Origin of the sequence: Mixta intestinalis, assembly GCF_009914055.1 — a bacterium.
Taxonomy (GTDB): domain Bacteria; phylum Pseudomonadota; class Gammaproteobacteria; order Enterobacterales; family Enterobacteriaceae; genus Mixta; species Mixta intestinalis.
Genome location: NZ_CP028271.1, coordinates 3,016,584 through 3,034,712, shown reverse-complemented (window position 1 = coordinate 3,034,712; position 18,129 = coordinate 3,016,584). Strand labels below are relative to the sequence as shown.

The 18,129-nt window shown below is 51.6% G+C and carries 26 protein-coding genes and 2 pseudogenes; 26 read left to right on the top strand and 2 right to left on the bottom strand.

Features of this window, described 5'->3' with window-relative positions; all coding sequences use genetic code 11:
• Positions 1-33 precede the first annotated feature (33 nt).
• The 17 genes and pseudogenes from C7M51_RS14050 to C7M51_RS22315 all read left to right on the top strand — a co-directional run bounded on the left by C7M51_RS14050 (position 34) and on the right by C7M51_RS22315 (position 9,994).
• A complete protein-coding gene (locus C7M51_RS14050; RefSeq protein WP_160622362.1) occupies positions 34-249 on the top strand; it encodes a DUF2732 family protein in 216 nt (71 codons plus the stop codon).
• Complete coding sequence (locus C7M51_RS14045) at positions 249-470, top strand: TraR/DksA C4-type zinc finger protein (protein WP_160622361.1); 222 nt, start codon at positions 249-251, stop codon at positions 468-470. Before C7M51_RS14050 ends, C7M51_RS14045 begins: the two co-directional genes overlap by 1 nt.
• The gene (locus C7M51_RS14040) at positions 470-2,746 is read left to right on the top strand and encodes a replication endonuclease (RefSeq protein ID WP_160622360.1); all 2,277 of its coding nucleotides are present in this window, start codon (positions 470-472) and stop codon (positions 2,744-2,746) included. The genes C7M51_RS14045 and C7M51_RS14040 overlap by 1 nt, the downstream gene beginning before the upstream one ends.
• A 177-nt stretch (positions 2,747-2,923) precedes the next feature.
• Positions 2,924-3,109, top strand: a complete 186-nt coding sequence (locus tag C7M51_RS14035; RefSeq protein ID WP_425280973.1) for a hypothetical protein — start codon at positions 2,924-2,926, stop codon at positions 3,107-3,109.
• A gap of 605 nt (positions 3,110-3,714) precedes the next feature.
• A complete protein-coding gene (locus C7M51_RS14030; protein ID WP_160622359.1) occupies positions 3,715-4,020 on the top strand; it encodes a hypothetical protein in 306 nt (101 codons plus the stop codon).
• Positions 4,017-4,220: a tail protein X gene (locus tag C7M51_RS14025; RefSeq protein WP_160622358.1), complete on the top strand. Its 204-nt coding sequence runs from the start codon at positions 4,017-4,019 to the stop codon at positions 4,218-4,220. Before C7M51_RS14030 ends, C7M51_RS14025 begins: the two co-directional genes overlap by 4 nt.
• 6 nt (positions 4,221-4,226) lie before the next feature.
• Positions 4,227-4,433, top strand: coding sequence for a phage holin family protein (locus C7M51_RS14020; RefSeq protein ID WP_160622357.1), 207 nt, complete (start codon positions 4,227-4,229; stop codon positions 4,431-4,433).
• 3 nt (positions 4,434-4,436) lie between these two features.
• A complete protein-coding gene (locus C7M51_RS14015) occupies positions 4,437-4,946 on the top strand; it encodes a lysozyme (protein ID WP_160622356.1) in 510 nt (169 codons plus the stop codon).
• A pseudogene (locus C7M51_RS14010) lies at positions 4,943-5,290 on the top strand (Rz-like lysis system protein LysB); the annotation flags it as partial. The gene C7M51_RS14015 and the pseudogene C7M51_RS14010, both read left to right, overlap by 4 nt.
• A complete protein-coding gene (gene lysC / locus C7M51_RS22480; RefSeq protein ID WP_244323733.1) occupies positions 5,214-5,504 on the top strand; it encodes an Rz1-like lysis system protein LysC in 291 nt (96 codons plus the stop codon). The pseudogene C7M51_RS14010 and the gene lysC, both read left to right, overlap by 77 nt.
• Positions 5,467-5,934: a phage tail protein gene (locus C7M51_RS14005; RefSeq protein ID WP_160623658.1), complete on the top strand. Its 468-nt coding sequence runs from the start codon at positions 5,467-5,469 to the stop codon at positions 5,932-5,934. Before lysC ends, C7M51_RS14005 begins: the two co-directional genes overlap by 38 nt.
• A 413-nt stretch (positions 5,935-6,347) precedes the next feature.
• Positions 6,348-6,932: a phage baseplate assembly protein V gene (locus C7M51_RS14000; RefSeq protein WP_160622354.1), complete on the top strand. Its 585-nt coding sequence runs from the start codon at positions 6,348-6,350 to the stop codon at positions 6,930-6,932.
• Entirely contained in the window at positions 6,929-7,279 is a 351-nt protein-coding gene (locus C7M51_RS13995; protein ID WP_160622353.1) for a GPW/gp25 family protein, read from the top strand. Before C7M51_RS14000 ends, C7M51_RS13995 begins: the two co-directional genes overlap by 4 nt.
• 4 nt (positions 7,280-7,283) lie before the next feature.
• Positions 7,284-8,192: a baseplate assembly protein gene (locus C7M51_RS13990; RefSeq protein ID WP_160622352.1), complete on the top strand. Its 909-nt coding sequence runs from the start codon at positions 7,284-7,286 to the stop codon at positions 8,190-8,192.
• A complete protein-coding gene (locus tag C7M51_RS13985; protein WP_160622351.1) occupies positions 8,185-8,793 on the top strand; it encodes a phage tail protein I in 609 nt (202 codons plus the stop codon). Before C7M51_RS13990 ends, C7M51_RS13985 begins: the two co-directional genes overlap by 8 nt.
• Positions 8,790-9,416: pseudogene (locus tag C7M51_RS13980) on the top strand (phage tail protein); the annotation flags it as partial. The gene C7M51_RS13985 and the pseudogene C7M51_RS13980, both read left to right, overlap by 4 nt.
• Before the next feature lie 290 nt (positions 9,417-9,706).
• Positions 9,707-9,994: a gp53-like domain-containing protein gene (locus C7M51_RS22315; protein WP_208852100.1), complete on the top strand. Its 288-nt coding sequence runs from the start codon at positions 9,707-9,709 to the stop codon at positions 9,992-9,994.
• 118 nt (positions 9,995-10,112) lie between these two features.
• On the opposite strand, the gene C7M51_RS13970 is transcribed toward C7M51_RS22315, so the two are convergent.
• Positions 10,113-10,586 (bottom strand): tail fiber assembly protein, encoded by a 474-nt coding sequence (locus C7M51_RS13970; protein WP_160622350.1) that lies wholly within the window; start codon positions 10,584-10,586, stop codon positions 10,113-10,115.
• A 112-nt stretch (positions 10,587-10,698) separates the two neighbouring features.
• Positions 10,699-10,995: a gp53-like domain-containing protein gene (locus C7M51_RS22775; RefSeq protein WP_425280972.1), complete on the bottom strand. Its 297-nt coding sequence runs from the start codon at positions 10,993-10,995 to the stop codon at positions 10,699-10,701.
• Between the two features lie 135 nt (positions 10,996-11,130).
• Between C7M51_RS22775 and C7M51_RS13965 the strand changes: the two genes are divergently transcribed.
• The 9 genes from C7M51_RS13965 (at position 11,131) to C7M51_RS13925 (ending at position 18,087) form a co-directional block, all read left to right on the top strand.
• Positions 11,131-11,721, top strand: a complete 591-nt coding sequence (locus C7M51_RS13965) for a recombinase family protein (protein ID WP_160622349.1) — start codon at positions 11,131-11,133, stop codon at positions 11,719-11,721.
• A gap of 69 nt (positions 11,722-11,790) precedes the next feature.
• Positions 11,791-12,960, top strand: a complete 1,170-nt coding sequence (locus C7M51_RS13960; RefSeq protein WP_160622348.1) for a phage tail sheath protein — start codon at positions 11,791-11,793, stop codon at positions 12,958-12,960.
• A gap of 12 nt (positions 12,961-12,972) precedes the next feature.
• Positions 12,973-13,485: a phage major tail tube protein gene (locus C7M51_RS13955; RefSeq protein WP_160622347.1), complete on the top strand. Its 513-nt coding sequence runs from the start codon at positions 12,973-12,975 to the stop codon at positions 13,483-13,485.
• Positions 13,486-13,544: 59 nt separating this feature from the next.
• Entirely contained in the window at positions 13,545-13,841 is a 297-nt protein-coding gene (locus tag C7M51_RS13950; RefSeq protein WP_160622346.1) for a phage tail assembly protein, read from the top strand.
• Between the two features lie 14 nt (positions 13,842-13,855).
• Positions 13,856-13,978 (top strand): GpE family phage tail protein, encoded by a 123-nt coding sequence (locus C7M51_RS13945; protein ID WP_160622345.1) that lies wholly within the window; start codon positions 13,856-13,858, stop codon positions 13,976-13,978.
• The gene (locus C7M51_RS13940; RefSeq protein WP_160622344.1) at positions 13,971-16,142 is read left to right on the top strand and encodes a phage tail tape measure protein; all 2,172 of its coding nucleotides are present in this window, start codon (positions 13,971-13,973) and stop codon (positions 16,140-16,142) included. Before C7M51_RS13945 ends, C7M51_RS13940 begins: the two co-directional genes overlap by 8 nt.
• Positions 16,143-16,145: 3 nt before the next feature.
• A complete protein-coding gene (locus C7M51_RS13935; RefSeq protein WP_160622343.1) occupies positions 16,146-16,643 on the top strand; it encodes a phage tail protein in 498 nt (165 codons plus the stop codon).
• Positions 16,644-16,648: 5 nt separating this feature from the next.
• Positions 16,649-17,785, top strand: coding sequence for a phage late control D family protein (locus tag C7M51_RS13930; RefSeq protein ID WP_160622342.1), 1,137 nt, complete (start codon positions 16,649-16,651; stop codon positions 17,783-17,785).
• A gap of 83 nt (positions 17,786-17,868) precedes the next feature.
• Positions 17,869-18,087 (top strand): ogr/Delta-like zinc finger family protein, encoded by a 219-nt coding sequence (locus C7M51_RS13925; protein ID WP_160622341.1) that lies wholly within the window; start codon positions 17,869-17,871, stop codon positions 18,085-18,087.
• Positions 18,088-18,129 lie beyond the last annotated feature (42 nt).

The following is an 18,129-nucleotide window of genomic DNA, read 5'->3' as shown; positions in this document are numbered from 1 at the left end:
GCATGCCTTTGCCTGAAAACTGGAGGAAAAACAATGCTAAATAGCGAAAACGATTTATTTGAAGTAGATGAATCGGCACTGCAGGCGATTATCGCCGCCGAGCGTAAAGAGTGCGCGCTGGCGGTAGCCCTGCGTCTGGGGGCGATTGCTTTGCGTATCAATACGCTGGATCTCAACGGTACTGAGGCAGCGGAGCTGCTACGTCAGGAAGCTGAGTGCTACGAGCGCGAGATGTGGGAGCTGCATTAATGGATGCGATAGATTTAGAACAGCAGAATCTGGATGAGGCGCTGGAGCGTAATATCGCGGCGGTCATTCGTCGTCCACAGCAGGTTAGTGCCATTTTCTGCGAAGAATGCGACAGCGCCATTCCTGAGGCACGCCGTCGCGCCATTCATGGCGTGACGCGCTGTGTCACCTGCCAGGAAATTGAGGAGCTGAGAAGCCGACATTATCAGGGCGGACGTTGATGAGCCAGGAATATGCTTACCCGTGGAACGCACCGCGGGAAGCGATCGCCAGCCCCTATCCTACCTATGAAGAGATTTACCGCCGCGATCGAATGATTGCGGCTTTGACTGAGGCGCAGCGTTTGCTGGAACAGCAGCCGACGATTGTGCAGCGGGATATCAGACATCACCTCAACGATCTGGAAATTACCCATGGCACGGCCCGCGCCAATGCTTACCTGATAAAAAATGTTGTTGAACGCACGTTGCCGCGCATTGAAATGGTTAACAAGCAGTATCGTCCGACATCCCTGCATCGTGGCACGGTTAGTTTACTGAGCGCCAACGCTGCCGCCGAACCGGGTGCGGCCAGGGCCGCAGGCACGCTATGGGAACTGGTAAAACGCGTTAATCGCCTGCCAGATATGGCCCGTGCCGATGTGGACCTGCTGGCCGGCGATATCGCCAGCTTTATCCTGGCGGAGATAACCCAGGCACACGGGCGAGCGGCGCATGAATCCGATTATCGATATACGCACCGCATCTATATGACCGCCGCGACGATTACCCGCGATGTGGGGCAAACGCCGCCGCTGTGGGACAGAGTCGCCTCCCGCTTTTTCAGCCCGGAAGAGGTGACGCCAGCCATTATGCGTATGCAGAACGAAAAGTGGTGGCGAGGCCAGCTACGTCGCGTCGCTGCCGCGTGGCGTGAACATTTGCAGATTGCGCTGGCGAACGTCAGCAAAATTCATACGCCTTACGCCAGCACCATGGCCGTTATCGAATGGCGTGAGCAGAAGCGTCGCATTCGCGAATTTCTTAAAGGGATGGAGCTGGAGGATGAAGAAGGGAATCGTATCAGCCTGATCGATAAATATGATGGCAGCGTCGCCAATCCGGCGATTCGACGCTGCGAGTTAATGACCCGCATCCGTGGTTTTGAAAATATCTGCAATCAGATGGGCTTTGTCGGCGAGTTTTATACCCTGACCGCACCGGGCCGCTATCATGCCACTGTCAAAACCGGGCACCGTAACCGTAGATGGAACGGTGCCAGCCCGACAGAAACCCAACGTTATCTTTGTCGCCTTTGGCAAAAAATTCGCGCCAGGCTGCATCGCGCGAATATTCGTATTTTTGGTATCCGTGTTGCGGAGCCGCATCATGACGGTACTCCACACTGGCATATGCTGCTGTTTATGCGCCCGGAGGCGGTGGCGCAGGTACGCCAGACGATGCGTGATTACGCCTGCCAGCAGGAGCCCGATGAACTGACCTCGGAGAAAGCCAGGCAGGCACGTTTCCATGCTGAACCGATCGATCCGCTGAAGGGCAGCGCTACCGGTTACGTGGCGAAGTATATCTCCAAAAATATTGATGGCTATGCGCTGGACGGCGATCGGGATAATGAAAGCGGTAAAACGCTAAAAGAGACCGCTGTCGCCGTTTCTGCCTGGGCAGCCCGCTGGCATATCCGTCAGTTTCAGTTTGTCGGTGGCGCGCCGGTGACCGTCTATCGTGAATTGCGCCGAATGACCGAGAGTGATGCCGCGCGCGGTCTGAGCGTGGAGCTAGCCGCTGCGCATCATGCCGCCGATGCCGGAGACTGGGCAGCCTACGTTAATGCTCAGGGTGGCCCGTTTGTACGTCGCGATGACCTGGCGGTGCGCACCTGGTATCAGGCTGGCGAAGAGTGGAACCGGTACGGCGAGGAAACTCTGCGCATTAAAGGGGTCTATGCCACTGCGGTTGGCAGCGACACACCGATTCTGACTCGTCTGACGCGGTGGAAGATTGTACCGAAGCGGGTTATTGACCCTGAGGCTGTTGTCAGGGATGCGCCTGCGTTTCCTTGGAGTTCTGTCAATAACTGTACGGAGCGGGAAGATCCTGCACCTGCCGGAATTTGGCGTCGGGCAATGCTGGAACAGCTCAGCCGCAAAGAGCGGCGGCGCATACTGGCGCGTATTAAAGCCGCTCGCCCACCGGAACGGCATCGAACGCTGCGCCGTGCGGATAAAACGGAAGCGGCCTGCGATAAGGTTATCGATCAGGTTCGCGATCTGACCGGAGAAACCATCAGCCGGGGGCTGGCGGTACGCCTGATTGGTGGTACGGAGACGAAAATCGCCGGACGCTGGTTCCGTAGCGTCGCCAGTGGCGAACTCTTTCGGGCAATAAAGCAGAACAGCAAAGAAAGCCCGCTGGTACGCTTCCGTCGCTTAAGAGAAATAGTAGATAAAAAGCCCCTGATGGATGGAGGAACGCCTGCTTTTACGAAGGCGAAATGGTGAATAGTCGCGCTTTTCCCCGACATTAGCAGGGATGGCTCGCACCTGGCTATGTTATAAAAAGGCATACATATCAGCGTCATATTTACGGCTAGTGCAGGTTTGAAAATTCTTTATATCGAAAGTCATGCTGTGCTACTGTATATGTATACAGTAATTATCGGGGGAGGGAGTGTAGAAATGGATTTACAAGAACAGGTAATGCTTGAACGGGTTGAACTGATTGCCAGGCTAACAACACAGGGTACCTGCCGGGAGCGCGATCGGGAGATTGCGCTTGCGCTCATTGCTGAAATAGCAGGCAGCAGTATAGTCAAAACGAAGAAGCTTTCAGCAGCTCTTTCGGCACTCTCTGCCGACAAATAGCTTTCTTCGGCAGTATTATCGGAATTTTAACAACGATGAATAAAACGTAGACCGTTGAGTTGCACCTTTTACACACAACATACAGATCGCTGCTTTAAGGTTAGCATTGAGACTACTCGCAATTAAATATTGTCAGCAGGCGAATATTTCCCTGCGATAATATGAAACAGAACATTAATGTAGTGGCTTATAGTCACGGCGTTATGCTGTTTATTTACGCCTCGCTCACCAGCAGTATGACATAATAACGCGTATCGGAAATACGAGAGTCTTTCCTGACCCTTTTTCACATCGATTATTTACTATTTCCTGTCTGCCGATCCGGCGTCATATCCTCCTCATTTCACTGCCTGTGACATTTAACTATTGCTGCACTGCTTTGTTCTCTTAATCAGAAAACAACGCTGCCTGATACGAATAGCCTTCAGCCCATCGCAAAGAACATCGGTGTTATTGATAAATAAGCGCTCGTGGTTGCGGATGCTGTTTATTCCTGTATGAGCGGACGGGCTTTGATTGAGACAAAGGTGGGAAAAGACAAAACTAGAGTTGACCTGAACTTATCTTGTTTTTCCTTGCTGTCCATCAAATAAGAGGCCATTGAAATGATTTCAGCATTACTCAACCGATGGCGGCTGATAAAAGCTGCCGGACCACCAGGAAAAAATACCTTTTTCCGGGCGGCGATAAAGCATTACGGGCGTCGTGTTAAAGAAATTATTGATCTTTCACTTCCAGCAATAAAAAAAGCCGTTTTTCAAGGCAAAACCTGGGCAAAACAGTATCGAGGTGAAGCTATCAGGCTTATTGCCAGAATACTGGTGCGTATTATCGCCGAGCGTACGCGGACCTGGCCGGTTATTCGCGCTATTGCTGAAAAGAGTGGGCGACTGATGGAGAAGCTGCGATGAACGTTTATGCACAACAGGGAGACACCGTTGATGAAATCTGCTTGCGCTACTACGGATATACGCAGCAGGTGGTTGAACAGGTGTATGCAGCCAATCCCGGGCTGGCTGAATGCGGGCCAGTTCTACCGCACGGCTGTGAAATAACGCTACCGGCAGTGCCGGAAGCGGCAACGAGCGAAACTGTTAATCTGTGGGATTAACGGGTTATGGAGAAAATCAGTTCGCTGGTTAACTACCTGATCGGCATTGTGCTGATGTGGTTTGCCCGTCATACGCCGCAGGATATTGCCTTTATGGTCGGTTCCGGCGTGGCCGTGGTGACGCTGATGATCAACATAGCAACGTTTTTTATTAACTGGCACTACCGCCGCAAAATGTACGAACTACGGCGGAAGGGCGCACAGGGAGAGTGAACCTTGAGCCAGATTGTTAAACGCTGTACCGCGGCAGCCGTGCTGGCAATAGCCGCGCTGCTACCGCAATTTGATGTATTGAAAATATCGGAAGATGGGCTGCGGCTGATTGCTGACGCAGAAGGCTGCCGCACCTCGCCCTATCAGTGTAGCGCCGGTGTCTGGACAAACGGCATTGGCCACACTGAAGGGGTGACGTCGAGTAGCGAAATTGATGAACGCCAGGCGGCGATCAATCTGGTGCATGACGTGATGCGCGTCGAACGCGGCATTGATGCCTGTATGCGCAGTGATATGCCGCAGGAGGTGTATGACGCGGTGATCTCGTTCGCCTTTAATGTTGGTGTGCGGGCCGCCTGTAATTCGACGCTGGCGACATTCATTAAGCGAGGCCAGTGGCGCAACGCCTGCCTGCAGCTGAAGCGTTGGGTTTATGTCAACGGCTTATTCAGCAAAGGGTTACAAAACCGTCGCGAACGTGAACTGGCCCTGTGCCTTAAGGGGGCAGCATGATGCGCCTGTTAGCCCTACTGTTAGCCGCATCGCTGACGACGCTGAGCGTTGTGTACTGGCGACTCTCCGTTGCTGAAAACGATCTGAAGCAGGCGCAGCGTGCAATCGGCACGCTCTCTGCCGGGATCGAAAGCCGCGACAGGGCTATCAATCGGCTAAACGAAGAGGCGCGTGAAAGCGCGCAGCGTGAAGCCGCGCTCCGTTTGCAGCAGGGACGTGCCAGTTCGGCTGCGATTAACCGTGAACAGCAGATACAAAAGGAAAATGATGCAAGTCCAACATTACGCAGCTGGAGTAGTGCTGCTTTGCCTGATGATGTTATCCGGTTGCACACGCGTCCCGCCTTCAGCAACGCCCGTGCTTATCTGGACTGGCTGTCCGCGTGTGACCAGCTGTCCGGTGCCGGGAAATCACCTGAAGACGCAGGGCGATCTGGCGGCGGATAACCGCCAGCTGGAAGCCGCACTGGTTTCGTGCGGGCTACAGATTGAAATGATCAAAGAATGCCAGGAGCAACATGATGTTAAAGCCGAAATCGCTGCGCGAAGCGCTGATTAACCACGTTCCGTCGCTGGCGCAAAATCCTGACAGCCTCAGGATGCTGATGCCGTCAGGACAAGTTATCTCTACACTCGCGCCGTCGTTATCGTTCGAATATCACTATCAGCTTACGGTGAACATTACAGACTATGCGGATGATATCGATCTGATTACCGTGCCGATTTTAGCCTGGCTGCATGAAAATCAGCCGGATATGATGACCAGCGCGGAGAGGCGCCGTACCGGATTCATCTTCAAAACGGAGAGGTTAAGTGACACGCTCTGCCATATCAGCATTGAGCTACAACTGACTGAACGCGTGATTGTGCGGCAGGAGGGGGATGCTCTGCATGTTGATCATCTCGATGAGCCGCCGCTGCCGGAAAATGTCGATCGGCCAAAACAGCTGTATGTGAATGGCGTACTGGTTAGCGAGCTTTCGGCCTGAGCCGCATCAAAATATAGTAAGGCTGGCGGCATCGGCATTTTTGCTGCCGCAGCCTTTGCATCATGCAGGCAACGTAAGCCTCTGCTTTTCCTCAATAATGACTGCTGATAGTGCTGTCATCCTTTCAATATGAACCTTCTATCGCTCCGTGAATAACGGGTGGCGCATTGCTTGTCGAAAATACTTCCTTAACACATGCGGCGGGATGTGCTGCCCAGCATTTTGCCCGGCAATAAGATGTAGTCATTCTCTCGCTATCACCGGTTAACCTCTGTTGCTACAACTTACTGAAATAACCTTAAATTTTAACGAGCAGGCCGGTGAGATAGCGCCTTTTTGTCAGCGGTTCTTGCTGGTAGATGAACGGGCCGAGAGAGATAGCGCCATGCGTCGCCTTTACGCAAAATTGCCTCATGAACACATACCTTATCGAAGTCATGCGCCAGCTGCGCAACATAATCCGCATCGGTACTGTATCCGCCGTCAACCTCGACGAAGGGACGTGCCGGGTGAATACAGGGCAAAACACTACCGGATGGTTGCCCTGGCTTACCGGACGGGCCGGACGATCGCGCTCGTGGAGCGCGCCTTCCGTAGGTGAACAGGTGCTGATTCTTAGCCTGGGCGGTGAGTTAACCACAGGTTTTGTGCTACCGGGCGTCTTCTCGAATAGCAACCCGGCACCGTCAACCTCGGCCGATGCACTGCACTGGTCCTTCCCGGATGGAGCGGTGATCGAATATGAACCGGATACCGGCGCGTTAATCGCCACCGGCATCCAGACCGCGCTGATTAAGGCGGCGGGGAAAATAACCCTGGATAGCCCGCTGGTGGAATGTACTCAAAAACTGAAAGCGGCCACCTTTGAGCTGACCGAAGGCGGCACTTTGCAAGGCGATGTGCTGCACAGCGGCGGCCAGCTCAGTTCCAACGGCAAAGTCTTGCATACGCATACCCATAAAGGTGACAGCGGCGGCGTAACGGGAGCTCCATTATGACTACTGAACACTATACCGGTATGAGCCGCGAAAGCGGCGAGGCGATATCGGATCTGGCGCATATCAGCCAGTCGGTACGCGACATTCTGATTACACCAATCGGTACCAGACTCATGCGGCGCCAGTATGGTTCGCTGCTGTCAGCCCTGATTGACCAGCCGCAAAATGAGCTACTGCGTTTGCAAATTATGTCAGCCTGCTACATGGCAATTTTGCAGTGGGAGCCGCGTATAAAGCTGACTTCTATCAGCTATGAACCTGCGTTTGACGGCGGTATGGCGGTGGAAATTGCCGGTAGCCGCACCGACACAGCGCAGGATTTTTCACTAACTATTCCTGTGAGCTGAAACTATGGCAACCATTGACCTGAACCAGCTTCCGGTGCCCGATGTGGTTGAGGCGCTGGACTATGAAACGTTGCTGGAGGAGCGCAAGATCGCGCTGATCTCGCTTTATCCAGCCGATCAACAAGAGGCCATTACGCGCACGCTGGCGCTGGAATCCGAGCCGATCGTTAAGCTATTGCAGGAAAACGCCTATCGCGAAATGATCCTGCGCCAGCGCGTTAACGAGGCAGCAAAAGCCAATATGGTGGCTTATGCCATCGGCAGCGATCTCGATCAGCTCGGCGCTAACAACGGTGTTAAGCGCCTGACGCTAAAACCTGCGGATGATTCAACCATCCCGCCAACGCCTGCCGTAATGGAAAGTGACGATAACTTCCGTCTGCGTGTAGCCGCCGCCTTTGAAGGGCTTAGCGTGGCCGGACCAACGGGTGCCTATGAATATCATGCAAAAAGTGCCGATGGACGCGTGGCGGATGCCTCAGCCATTAGCCCATCGCCCGCCTGCGTCACCGTTACGGTGCTGTCACGCGAAGGAAATGGTGAAGCGCCTGTTGAGCTATTGAAGGTAGTGAATAGCGCACTGAATGATGAGAACGTGCGTCCGGTTGCCGATCGCGTCACGGTGCAATCGGCCACGATAGTCAATTACGAAGTGGATGCGGTGCTTTACCTCTATCCTGGCCCGGAAGCGGAGCCGATACGCGCCGCCGCGGAGAAAAAGCTTGCCGCTTTTGTCAGCGCGCAGTCGCGTTTGGGACGAGATATTCGCCGCTCGGCGCTGTATGCCGCGCTGCATGTTGAAGGCGTACAGCGCGTTGAGTTGACGGAACCTGCTGACGATATGGTGCTGGACAAGACGCAGGCGGCCTGGTGTACCGGCTGGAAGATTACGGTTGGGGGCTCCGATGAGTGATCGTCTGCTGCCAGCGGGATCTTCGGTACTGGAAGTTGCTGCTGCGGAAGCTTGCGCAAAGATCGAAAAGATTCCGGTACCGCTACGCAAGCTCTGGAATGCGCAAACCTGTCCGGTTGAGCTGCTGCCCTGGCTTGCCTGGGCTTGGTCGGTTGATCGCTGGGACACCAGCTGGTCAGAAGAGACTAAGCGTAGCGTAGTCGCAGCATCTGAATATGTTCACCGGCATAAAGGCACTATCGGTTCGCTGCGTCGCGTGGTGGAGCCGCTTGGTTACCTTATCCGCATTAATGAATGGTTTAACACCAGCGAGGCACCCGGCACTTTTCGACTTGATGTAGGCGTGCTGGACACCGGCATTACCGAAGAGATGTATAACGAGCTGGAGCGGTTAATCACTGATGCGAAACCGTGCAGTCGCCACCTTATCGGACTCTCTATCAACCTGGATGTAAACGGCACCTTGCCCGTTGCCGCTACGGCATATAGCGGCGATGAGCTAACCGTTTATCCCTGGACTTCTGAAACCATCACCGTGCGAGCGCCGGGTTATATCGGTGCGGCGGTGCATATTACTGAACTGACGGACATACACCCATGACGACAAAATATTTTGCCTTGCTGACCAATCTGGGCGCAGCCAAATTAGCGAATGCGGCTGCGCTTGGCACGAAAGTGCAGATTACCGAAATGGCCGTAGGTGACGGTGGTGGCCAACTCCCAACACCCGATCCTTCACAATCCACTCTTATTGGTGAAAAACGTCGCGCTGCGTTGAATTCGCTCAGCGTTGACGAAGTTAACAACAGCCAGATTATTGCGGAACAAATTATTCCTGAAGGCGAGGGGGGCTTCTGGATCCGTGAAATTGGTCTGTTTGATGCTGATGGTGATCTGGTAGCCGTAGCCAACTGCCCGGAGACCTATAAGCCGCAGTTGCAGGAGGGTAGCGGACGTACCCAGACCGTACGTATGATTTTAATCGTCAACAGCGCTGCCGCCGTAACGCTTAAAATCGATCCTTCCATCGTGCTGGCAACCCGTAAGTATGTCGATGATAAGGCGATTGAGGTACGGGCTTACGCTGACAAGGTGATGCAGACGCATCTGACCGAGAAAAACCCACATCCGCAGTACCTGCAAATCGCCAACGCGCTGGCTGAAATTAAAGATGCCGGGCTAATAGCTGAGGTTCTTAAAAACCTTGGTTTGGGGGAGGCGGCGAAACGGAGTAGGACGGTTAACACTGGATGGTAAGATTGGATGATGCTTGCTACTTCAGTGATGGGGAATTTATCAGAATATCTATGCTTTTTTAGTAATAAAACGTGACCCTATTCCTTTTTGATTGACATAATAACCAAGAATTGCGATATTATATAAATGTTTATGGCTAATACTGCTACAAGCCGGCGGGGCGTAATTCTTTAGCTGATGTGTATTGATCGCCTAAACTTGGTTTGGGGGAAGCGGCGAAACGAGAGGTAGGTCTCAATGAGAACCAGATACCAGATATGTCATTTTTCAAAGCAAATCTTACAAGAACTGGATGGCAAAAATTACCGGGTGGGTTAATTATTCAATGGGGTTTGGCTGCAATACCAGCTCAAGTCACAACCGGAACAGTACAGTTTCCTATACCTTATCCGAAAGACGTTTTTGCTATTTTTATCACCGATACGGGTGCTGCCTCCATTTCATATGGAACAACAGAAAGAAATAACTCTGGTTTTAAAGTCACAAGATCAGAAAATATTAAAGCAGGTAATATTAATGGGTTTTACTTGTCTATTGGAATGTAAACATCTGAACAGATAAGGTAAAAAATAAATAATATATCAATTAAACTGTATTAATTCATGCAAACTAACAATTAAATGTTAAACATCTCCAATTAAAAAAAGCCCTTACGGGCTTTTTTTAATTTGGCCAAATAGCAACCATATAGCCATTATTAACTGCTTCATTTAATATCCATGGTGGGATGAATGGTAGATCAATTTGCGGCCACCCATCCTCATTAGGCCACGTTTTGAATTTGGCACGAACCTTTAATAACTGTTCTCGTTGTTCATGAGTCAACAGAATGTCATTAATAGTGTAGTCTTCTACTAACATTCTGTCTGTTGATAATATAAAACTATCACGTAACTTTCTGGCCTGAGTTTTTAGTTCACTTATTGATACTTCAACTACAGGCAAGTCGTCCCAGCATGGTAGACCTTTATCATTAGCGCCCCGTATTTTTCCGGCCGGTGGCATGCCGGAAAATTCAATAAATATCTTTTCAGTAGTTTCTATCAAATCATCCGGCAGCGTTCCCGCGTTTATGTATGCTTCTTTGAGAGCTTCAGGATAAAAAGCATTGTGCTTAGGGCTAAACCAGTACCTCATTAGTAATCCTCCAATAAAATAGTAATAGGTATATTATGCCGTTTTCTTCAGGCTGATGAGAGATAGCTGTTGTTTCATGTACCACACAACAATGTAAGTAAATCTACAGTTTCTAATATCCCAGCGCTCGGAAATAAACCGTGTTCACAGTAGGTGTGACTACCGATGCAATAAAGGAAGATAGACTAGAAATACGGTCAAATATTCCACAAAAACGCTGACTTGGGTCTTCAGTTTGAAAAGAAAACCAAATTCCTAAACAAGTCGTCGGAAATGGAACAGGGTAATTCACTGTAACCTTTTGCGCCTGGATTGATCCATTTACAGTAAATAAACCTCCCGTTTCTATCAAACCGGACGGATGCTGTTTATACCATGCACTACCTTTTTTTCCAGTAAAGCTGTTCATGTCAGGTAGCTGATTTAATCCAGTACCTACCTCCCGTTTCGCCGCCTCCCCCAAACCAACCGAAAAAAGAAAGAAACTCCTGGCTATACAAAACGTCATGCTGGCACAATTCTTGCTATTTAGGCGAGGTTTACCATGCTGATTGGCTATGTCAGGGTGTCAACAAATGACCAAAACACCGATTTACAGAGAAGTGCACTGCTTAGTGCAAAATGTGAGCTGATTTTTGAAGATAAAATAAGCGGAAAAGTATCGGATCGGCCAGGACTGAAAAAAGCGCTACGAACCCTTCAGACCGGCGATACGCTGGTTGTATGGAAGTTGGATCGGCTTGGAAGAAGCATGCGCCATTTGGTGATGTTAACTGAGCAGCTACGTGAGCGTGGTATTAATTTTCGTAGCCTGACGGACAGTATCGATACCAGCACGCCGATGGGCCGCTTTTTCTTTCATGTCATGGGCGCGCTGGCTGAAATGGAGCGTGAATTGATTGTTGAAAGAACGCGAGCCGGGCTGGCAGCGGCGCGAGAAAAAGGGCGAATTGGTGGACGGCGGCGCATTATGACGCCCGAAGTTGTCAGCCGGGCAGAGAGAATGCTGATGAACGGGGCCACGCTGCATCAAATATCTTTAGTATGCGAGGTATCCGTTAAGACCCTTTATCGTTACATCCCCGCTGAAAAACAACGCCTTTTACGTGGGTTCAGTTCTGCCAGCGATCAGTAAAACCTAAAGACATGCATATAGTGGCCTGAACTGTCAATCTGATTGCACCCATAACACGGAGTGCATCAGATGTCTGACTATCATCACGGTGTCCGCGTCGTTGAAATCAACGATGGAACGCGCACCATTTCTACCGTATCAACTGCCATCGTCGGCATGGTCTGTACCGCAGAAGATGCCGACGCGACAGTTTTCCCGCTTAATGAACCAGTGCTGGTCACTAACGTACTTTCTGCCATCGGTAAAGCCGGTAAGCAGGGGGCGTTGGCCGCTGCCCTACAGGCAATTGCTGACCAGGCAAAACCGGTCACGGTTGTCGTGCGTGTGGCGGAAGGTGAAACCGCAGCGGAAACAACCTCCAACATTATCGGTACCACCGATGAGAATGGACGTTACACCGGCATGAAAGCGCTGCTGAGCGCGCAAACGCAGCTTGGTGTTAAACCTCGTATCCTCGGCGTACCGGGTCTTGACACGCTGGAAGTTGCTACCTCGTTGGCCAGCATTGCACAGCAGCTGCGTGCGTTCGCCTATGTGTCTGCGTATAGCTGTAAAACTATCTCCGATGCGATGAAGTATCGCGAGAACTTCAGCCAGCGTGAACTGATGGTTATCTGGCCCGATTTTATCGCCTGGAATACGGTAACCAATCAGGCTGAAAATGCCTATGCCACCGCGCGTGCGCTGGGTCTGCGTGCCAAAATCGATAACGATACCGGCTGGCATAAAACCCTGTCTAACGTTGGCGTTAACGGCGTGAGCGGCATTTCTGCTTCGGTTTTCTGGGATCTACAGCAGACCGGTACCGATGCTGACCTGCTTAATGAAGCATGCGTTACAACGCTTATCCGTAAAGATGGCTTCCGCTTCTGGGGCAACCGCACCTGTAGCGACGATCCGCTGTTCGCCTTTGAAAACTATACCCGTACCGCGCAGGTGATTGCTGACACTATGGCTGAGGCGCACATGTGGGCTAACGATAAGCCACTGACGCCGGTTCTGGTGCGCGAAATTATCGCGGGCATCAACGCAAAATTCCGCGAACTGGTCAGCGCTGGCTATCTGCTGGGCGCGTCATGCTGGTATGACGATACCGCTAACGATAAAGAAACCCTGAAAGCAGGCAAGCTCTTTATTGATTATGACTACACGCCGGTGCCGCCGCTGGAAGATTTAACTCTGCGTCAGCGTATCACCGACCGCTATCTGGCGAATTTCGCCGCATCCGTTAACAGCTGAGGAGCCGGATAAATGGCATTACCCCGCAAACTGAAAGGGCTGAACCTTTTCAACGATTCAAACAGCTATCAGGGCGTGGTCACTGCGGTGACGCTGCCGAAGCTGTCACGCAAGCTGGACGCCTTCCGGGCCGGTGGTATGAACGGTGCCGCCTTTATCGATAACGGGCTGGATGACGACGCGCTTGATATGGAGTGGACCATCGGCGGTATGGATGAGCTGGTGCTGAAACAGTGGGGCGCCCGCGCGGCGGTACCGCTGCGTTTTACCGGCTCCTACCAACGCGACGATACCGGCGAAGAGATCGCCGTAGAAATTGAGGTGCGTGGTCACCATCAGGCGTTTGATTTCGGCGAAGCCAAACAGGGCGAAGACACCGAAACCAAAATCACCACGAAAAACACCTATTTCCGGCTTACCTGGAATGGCAAAGAGCTGATTGAGATCGACACCATCAACATGATTGAGAAAGTAGACGGCGTCGATCTGCTGGAACAGCGCCGTAATAACCTCGGTATGAACTAACCTGGATGCCAGCGCCAGGCGCTGGCCCTGTTTAAAACTGGACAAGTGAGTAAAAACAGATGGAACAGAATGAACACCTTATTGAACTGGAATCTCCAGTAAAACGTGGCGAAACCGAAATCAGCCAGATCGAAGTCATCAAGCCTACCGCTGGCGCTCTGCGTGGCGTACGTCTGGCCGATTTGTGCGCTTCAGATGTTGATGCGCTGTTGACCGTTCTGCCGCGCATTACCGTACCGTCGCTGACGAAAACGGAGTGCCTCGCATTGGATCCGGTTGATCTGATCTCATTAGGCGGCAAGGTGATCGGTTTTTTGTCAGCGAAATCGGACGCCTCAAATGGCCCCGAAGCCTGACCGTCAATGATTTGATGGCCGATATTGCGGTCATTTTTCACTGGCCCCCTTCTGAAATGTATGAGATGTCGCTGGCCGAGCTGCTCGACTGGCGACATAAAGCCCTGTTACGTAGCGGAGCAAACCCGGATGAGTAGTTTCCTCAATGCGGAAGCGCTGTTGGCATCAGTGAAACAGGCATTACGCTCGTTTCAGGCCATCGTAAAACAGACCCAAAAGCTGATCGACAGCATCCGAAGAATGAAGGATGGCATGCAGTCTTTGAATAAGCAGATGGCGAATATCAATGGCTTACGCTTGCCCGATAATTATGCGTTTTTGTGGGAGCTGGAACAGAGCTATCAACGGCAGGCTCAGCAACAGGCGCGATTGAATAAAATTCAGGATCGCTACCGTAAAGGTCAGCAGATAGCCGGAAAAATTCGCGCGAGCAGTAGCGCAGCATTAAGTTTCGCGGTCGACGGTGCGCAAAAAGCATCGAAGGTTTTACGCCCCGGCTATGACTTTGCCGAAGCAAGTAACAAATTACGTGTAGCCACCGGGCTGGATAAAACATCGGCAGACTTTAAGGCCCTGCAGATGCAGGCGCGAAGCATCGGTGATTCCACGCCGCTTTCTGCCGGCGATGCCGCGCATGCACAAACCGTGATTGCAAAATCAGGCGGCAGCGTTGCAGATATCATGGCTGCCACGCCGGTGACCGTAGGAATGTCGCTGGCGAACGATCGCTCCCTGGAAGAAAATACGCAGCTGCTGCTACGCACCAGAGATGCTTTTGGCCTGGCGAACAGCCAGCTTGCGCACCTGGGCGATGTGCTGTTCGCCACGCTAAAAGATGGCTCGACAGGTTTTGACGATCTGAATGAGGCGCTGGCTCATATCGCGTCGGTAGCAAATGAGGCGGGCGTCAGCGTAGAGCAGACTTCCGCGATGATTGATGAACTGGCTAAAAATGGTATTACCGGTAGCGCGGCGGGAGCAGATTTGCGGACCATGTTGCTCAGCGTACAGCAGCCAGCGGATAAAGCGGATGCCGCTATGCGTACATTGGGTGTGCAAACCGTTGATAGTGAAGGTAACCAGCGTCCATTCTTTGCCATCCTCAAAGAGATGGAAAGCGCTTTTGAAAAGAACCAATTGGGAGCCTCACAGCAGGCTGAATATCGCAAAGCTATCTTTGGTGAGGCGGCAGCGCCTGCCGCAGAAGCATTGATGAAATCAGCATCGAACGGTCAGCTGGATAACCGAACCCGACACTATCAACAGGCAGATGGCAGCACGGCTACGCAGTTAGCCATACAACAGGACAGTCTCGGCGGCGATATCAGCAAACTTGAGTCAGCCTGGGAAGCTATTGGTACTGATCTTTATGGCTCCGTTGAAGGTAGCCTGCGCCAGCTTACGCAGGGCGTAACGAAATTCTTAACCACCGTCAAAGACTGGATGGATTCCAACCCGGAGTTGGCAAGCGGTATCGCTAATGCCGCCGCTGCGGGCATTGTGCTGGCTGGCGCGTTGGGAGGTATAGGTCAGGCCGTCTGGCCGGTATTAACAGGCATTAATGCCATTATGACCGGCGCCGAAATGCTGGGGACTCTTATTGCTAGTTTTGGCGGAGGAATAACTACGGTGATGGGCGGCTTAACATTGCCTATTATAGCCGTTGTAACCGCCCTGGTAGGCGGGGCGCTGCTGGTTCGTAAATATTGGGAACCCATCAGCGCCTTTCTTGATGGTGTAGGCGAAGGCTTTACCGCTGCGATAGCACCATTAATTGACGCCTTCAATTCACTAAAACCTGTTTTTGCATGGTTTAGCGATAAAGTGAAGGTGTTGTGGGATATGTTTAGTCAATTGCTGGAGCCGATAAAATCGACCCAGGAAGAGCTGACGGCTGCCGGAGATATCGGCAAAATGTTCGGCGAAGCGCTTGCCAGGGCGCTGATCATTCCAGCCAAGACGCTGGAATATCTGATGAAGGGCGCCAGCTGGTTTATGCGCAAGATCGGTGCTGTTAAGGAAGAGCCTACCGATACAAAGGATTATTTACCCGATCCTGATGTGCCAGAGTTGGATAAGCCCTCCTATTTTGCTCCACCGCAGTTAACGGCCTACAGCCCGTTGACGGCTGCGCCGTTGAGGCAAAACTCGCAGGAAAATACATTTAATAACAATTACGTAATCAACACTCATCCGGGGATGTCCAGAGATGACGTTGTCGCAATCTTGAGGCAGCACGAGGAGCAGGAGCGATTTACTGCTCTGAATCGTCAGCGCGCCAGTATGAGTTGGGAGGCGTAAATAATGTTAATGATTTACGGCATGCTGCCTTTTATACAACAGACGCTGCCTTACAGCACCATGACGCGGTCTAATGCCTATCGCTGGGTAGATAACGTTCGCGTTGGGGAGCGTGCAGCATCACAGTTCCTTGGTCCGGGTGATGAAACCATTAAAATCAGCGGCGAACTGCGTCCGCCGCTGATTGGTGGAACGGCGTCCCTGACAACGCTTAAGCTGATGGCGGATAACGGACGAGCCTGGCCACTGATTTCCGGCAACGGCTTAATTTATGGCATGTACGTTATCCAGAGTATTAATTCAACTTATTCCGAATTATATAGCGACGGTAGCGCCCGCAAGATTTCATTTGATATGACGCTGAAGCGTGTAGATGAATCTCTGATTGCGCTGTTTGGCGATCTGAAAGATCAGGCGGTTGAAAATTTATATAAGGTGCGCGATAAGGCGCTGGACGCCGTGAACAGTGTGGCATCGTCAATAAACGGAACGGGGAGCTAAATATCATGAGCGAACTGAGCCGGATACCGGTACAAATCGGAACGCTGTTGGCACCTGACTTTCTGATACAGATTAATAATAAGGACGTCACCACCTCGTTTCGCGAGCGCCTGATTGAGCTGAAATTAAGTGATAACCGTGGTTTTGAAGCCGATCGGCTGACTATTTCACTGGATGATACGGACGGGCAGCTGGTGCTGCCGCCACGCGGCGGATTTATTAAACTATTTATTGGCTGGAAAGGGCAGGCGCTGCTGGAGAAAGGCGAATATATTATTGATACGGTTACCCATAGCGGCGCGCCGGACAAATTATCGATTACGGCCAACAGCATTGACTACCGTGGGCGAATGAACGTCCGTCGCGAGGCGTCGTATCACGAAACCACGCTGGAGGCCGTGGTCAAACAGGTAGCGGAGCGTCACCGACTCAAACCGGTTATCGCCGAAAAATTTAAAAATATTGAGATAAAGCATATCGATCAAACGCAGGAAACCGATAGCGCGTTTATATCACGCCTTGCCTCGCTGTATGGAGCGGTGGCGGTTATTAAGATGGAAAATCTGCTTTTCTTTGAGCCTGGCGGTGCTGTGACGGCGAGCGGTAAACCTGTTCCTCCTCTGACCCTGGTTCGTCAGGACGGTAACACGCATATCTTTAGTATTGCCGATCGGGGTGCCTATACCGGCGTGGTAGCTCGCTGGCTGGATACGAAAGATACACAGCCGAAGCAGGTAACTCTACAGCGCAAGAACAAAGGGCAGAGTCATACCACCGGTCAGCAGGGAGCTGAAAAGAGCCAGACATCAACCGAGCCGGATTCTTACCTGATGGGCAGCGCGGATAACGTGCTGGTATTGTCAGCAATCTATAAAAATAAAGAGGAGGCGATAAGTGCAGCAAAGGCGAAGTGGCAAGAGTTTCAGCGCAGCGTAGCAACCTTTACCCTGAAGTTAGCAAACGGGCGTGCTGATTTGATCCCGGAAATGCCGGTAAAAGTCAGCGGCTTTAAATCTGTTATTGATGCCCAGTCCTGGCTGATTAAATCAGTTGAACATAGTATCAGCAACGGCGGGTATATCAACACACTGGAGCTCGAAGCAGTAACCGGTCAAATCGAGTATGAGATGACAGAAGGATAGGTGATTCACAAAAAGTGAATTTTACTTCCAATTGTGGTATTTTATGTATTAAAATTTGCTACCTACTACAGGGAGATACCATAATGATGCATTGTCCACTTTGCCAGAACGCCGCCCATACCAAAAGTAGCCGCTATATCTCGCCGGAAACGAAAGAGCGGTATCATCAGTGTCAGAATATTAACTGCAGCTGTACTTTTAAGACGCATGAAACCGTCTCTGGCGTAATTGTCACGCCGGGATTGATCAACGAGGTGCCCGAACACACGGGTGAAGAGAAGCAGCATGCGCCAGGTAATTAAACGCCACCGATGAAGCTTGCGGAATGAACTGATCCCTTAAAA

What these genes read in the sequence shown, in the direction of transcription:
- C7M51_RS14050 (WP_160622362.1), top strand. Translation starts at nt 34, where the DNA reads ATGCTAAATAGCGAAAACGATTTATTTGAAGTAGATGAATCGGCACTG.
- C7M51_RS14045 (WP_160622361.1), top strand. Translation starts at nt 249, where the DNA reads ATGGATGCGATAGATTTAGAACAGCAGAATCTGGATGAGGCGCTGGAG.
- C7M51_RS14040 (WP_160622360.1), top strand. Translation starts at nt 470, where the DNA reads ATGAGCCAGGAATATGCTTACCCGTGGAACGCACCGCGGGAAGCGATC.
- C7M51_RS14035 (WP_425280973.1), top strand. Translation starts at nt 2,924, where the DNA reads ATGGATTTACAAGAACAGGTAATGCTTGAACGGGTTGAACTGATTGCC.
- C7M51_RS14030 (WP_160622359.1), top strand. Translation starts at nt 3,715, where the DNA reads ATGATTTCAGCATTACTCAACCGATGGCGGCTGATAAAAGCTGCCGGA.
- C7M51_RS14025 (WP_160622358.1), top strand. Translation starts at nt 4,017, where the DNA reads ATGAACGTTTATGCACAACAGGGAGACACCGTTGATGAAATCTGCTTG.
- C7M51_RS14020 (WP_160622357.1), top strand. Translation starts at nt 4,227, where the DNA reads ATGGAGAAAATCAGTTCGCTGGTTAACTACCTGATCGGCATTGTGCTG.
- lysC (WP_244323733.1), top strand. Translation starts at nt 5,214, where the DNA reads ATGCAAGTCCAACATTACGCAGCTGGAGTAGTGCTGCTTTGCCTGATG.
- C7M51_RS14005 (WP_160623658.1), top strand. Translation starts at nt 5,467, where the DNA reads ATGTTAAAGCCGAAATCGCTGCGCGAAGCGCTGATTAACCACGTTCCG.
- C7M51_RS14000 (WP_160622354.1), top strand. Translation starts at nt 6,348, where the DNA reads ATGAACACATACCTTATCGAAGTCATGCGCCAGCTGCGCAACATAATC.
- C7M51_RS13995 (WP_160622353.1), top strand. Translation starts at nt 6,929, where the DNA reads ATGACTACTGAACACTATACCGGTATGAGCCGCGAAAGCGGCGAGGCG.
- C7M51_RS13990 (WP_160622352.1), top strand. Translation starts at nt 7,284, where the DNA reads ATGGCAACCATTGACCTGAACCAGCTTCCGGTGCCCGATGTGGTTGAG.
- C7M51_RS13985 (WP_160622351.1), top strand. Translation starts at nt 8,185, where the DNA reads ATGAGTGATCGTCTGCTGCCAGCGGGATCTTCGGTACTGGAAGTTGCT.
- C7M51_RS22315 (WP_208852100.1), top strand. Translation starts at nt 9,707, where the DNA reads ATGTCATTTTTCAAAGCAAATCTTACAAGAACTGGATGGCAAAAATTA.
- C7M51_RS13970 (WP_160622350.1), bottom strand. Translation starts at nt 10,586, where the DNA reads ATGAGGTACTGGTTTAGCCCTAAGCACAATGCTTTTTATCCTGAAGCT.
- C7M51_RS22775 (WP_425280972.1), bottom strand. Translation starts at nt 10,995, where the DNA reads ATGAACAGCTTTACTGGAAAAAAAGGTAGTGCATGGTATAAACAGCAT.
- C7M51_RS13965 (WP_160622349.1), top strand. Translation starts at nt 11,131, where the DNA reads ATGCTGATTGGCTATGTCAGGGTGTCAACAAATGACCAAAACACCGAT.
- C7M51_RS13960 (WP_160622348.1), top strand. Translation starts at nt 11,791, where the DNA reads ATGTCTGACTATCATCACGGTGTCCGCGTCGTTGAAATCAACGATGGA.
- C7M51_RS13955 (WP_160622347.1), top strand. Translation starts at nt 12,973, where the DNA reads ATGGCATTACCCCGCAAACTGAAAGGGCTGAACCTTTTCAACGATTCA.
- C7M51_RS13950 (WP_160622346.1), top strand. Translation starts at nt 13,545, where the DNA reads ATGGAACAGAATGAACACCTTATTGAACTGGAATCTCCAGTAAAACGT.
- C7M51_RS13945 (WP_160622345.1), top strand. Translation starts at nt 13,856, where the DNA reads ATGGCCGATATTGCGGTCATTTTTCACTGGCCCCCTTCTGAAATGTAT.
- C7M51_RS13940 (WP_160622344.1), top strand. Translation starts at nt 13,971, where the DNA reads ATGAGTAGTTTCCTCAATGCGGAAGCGCTGTTGGCATCAGTGAAACAG.
- C7M51_RS13935 (WP_160622343.1), top strand. Translation starts at nt 16,146, where the DNA reads ATGTTAATGATTTACGGCATGCTGCCTTTTATACAACAGACGCTGCCT.
- C7M51_RS13930 (WP_160622342.1), top strand. Translation starts at nt 16,649, where the DNA reads ATGAGCGAACTGAGCCGGATACCGGTACAAATCGGAACGCTGTTGGCA.
- C7M51_RS13925 (WP_160622341.1), top strand. Translation starts at nt 17,869, where the DNA reads ATGATGCATTGTCCACTTTGCCAGAACGCCGCCCATACCAAAAGTAGC.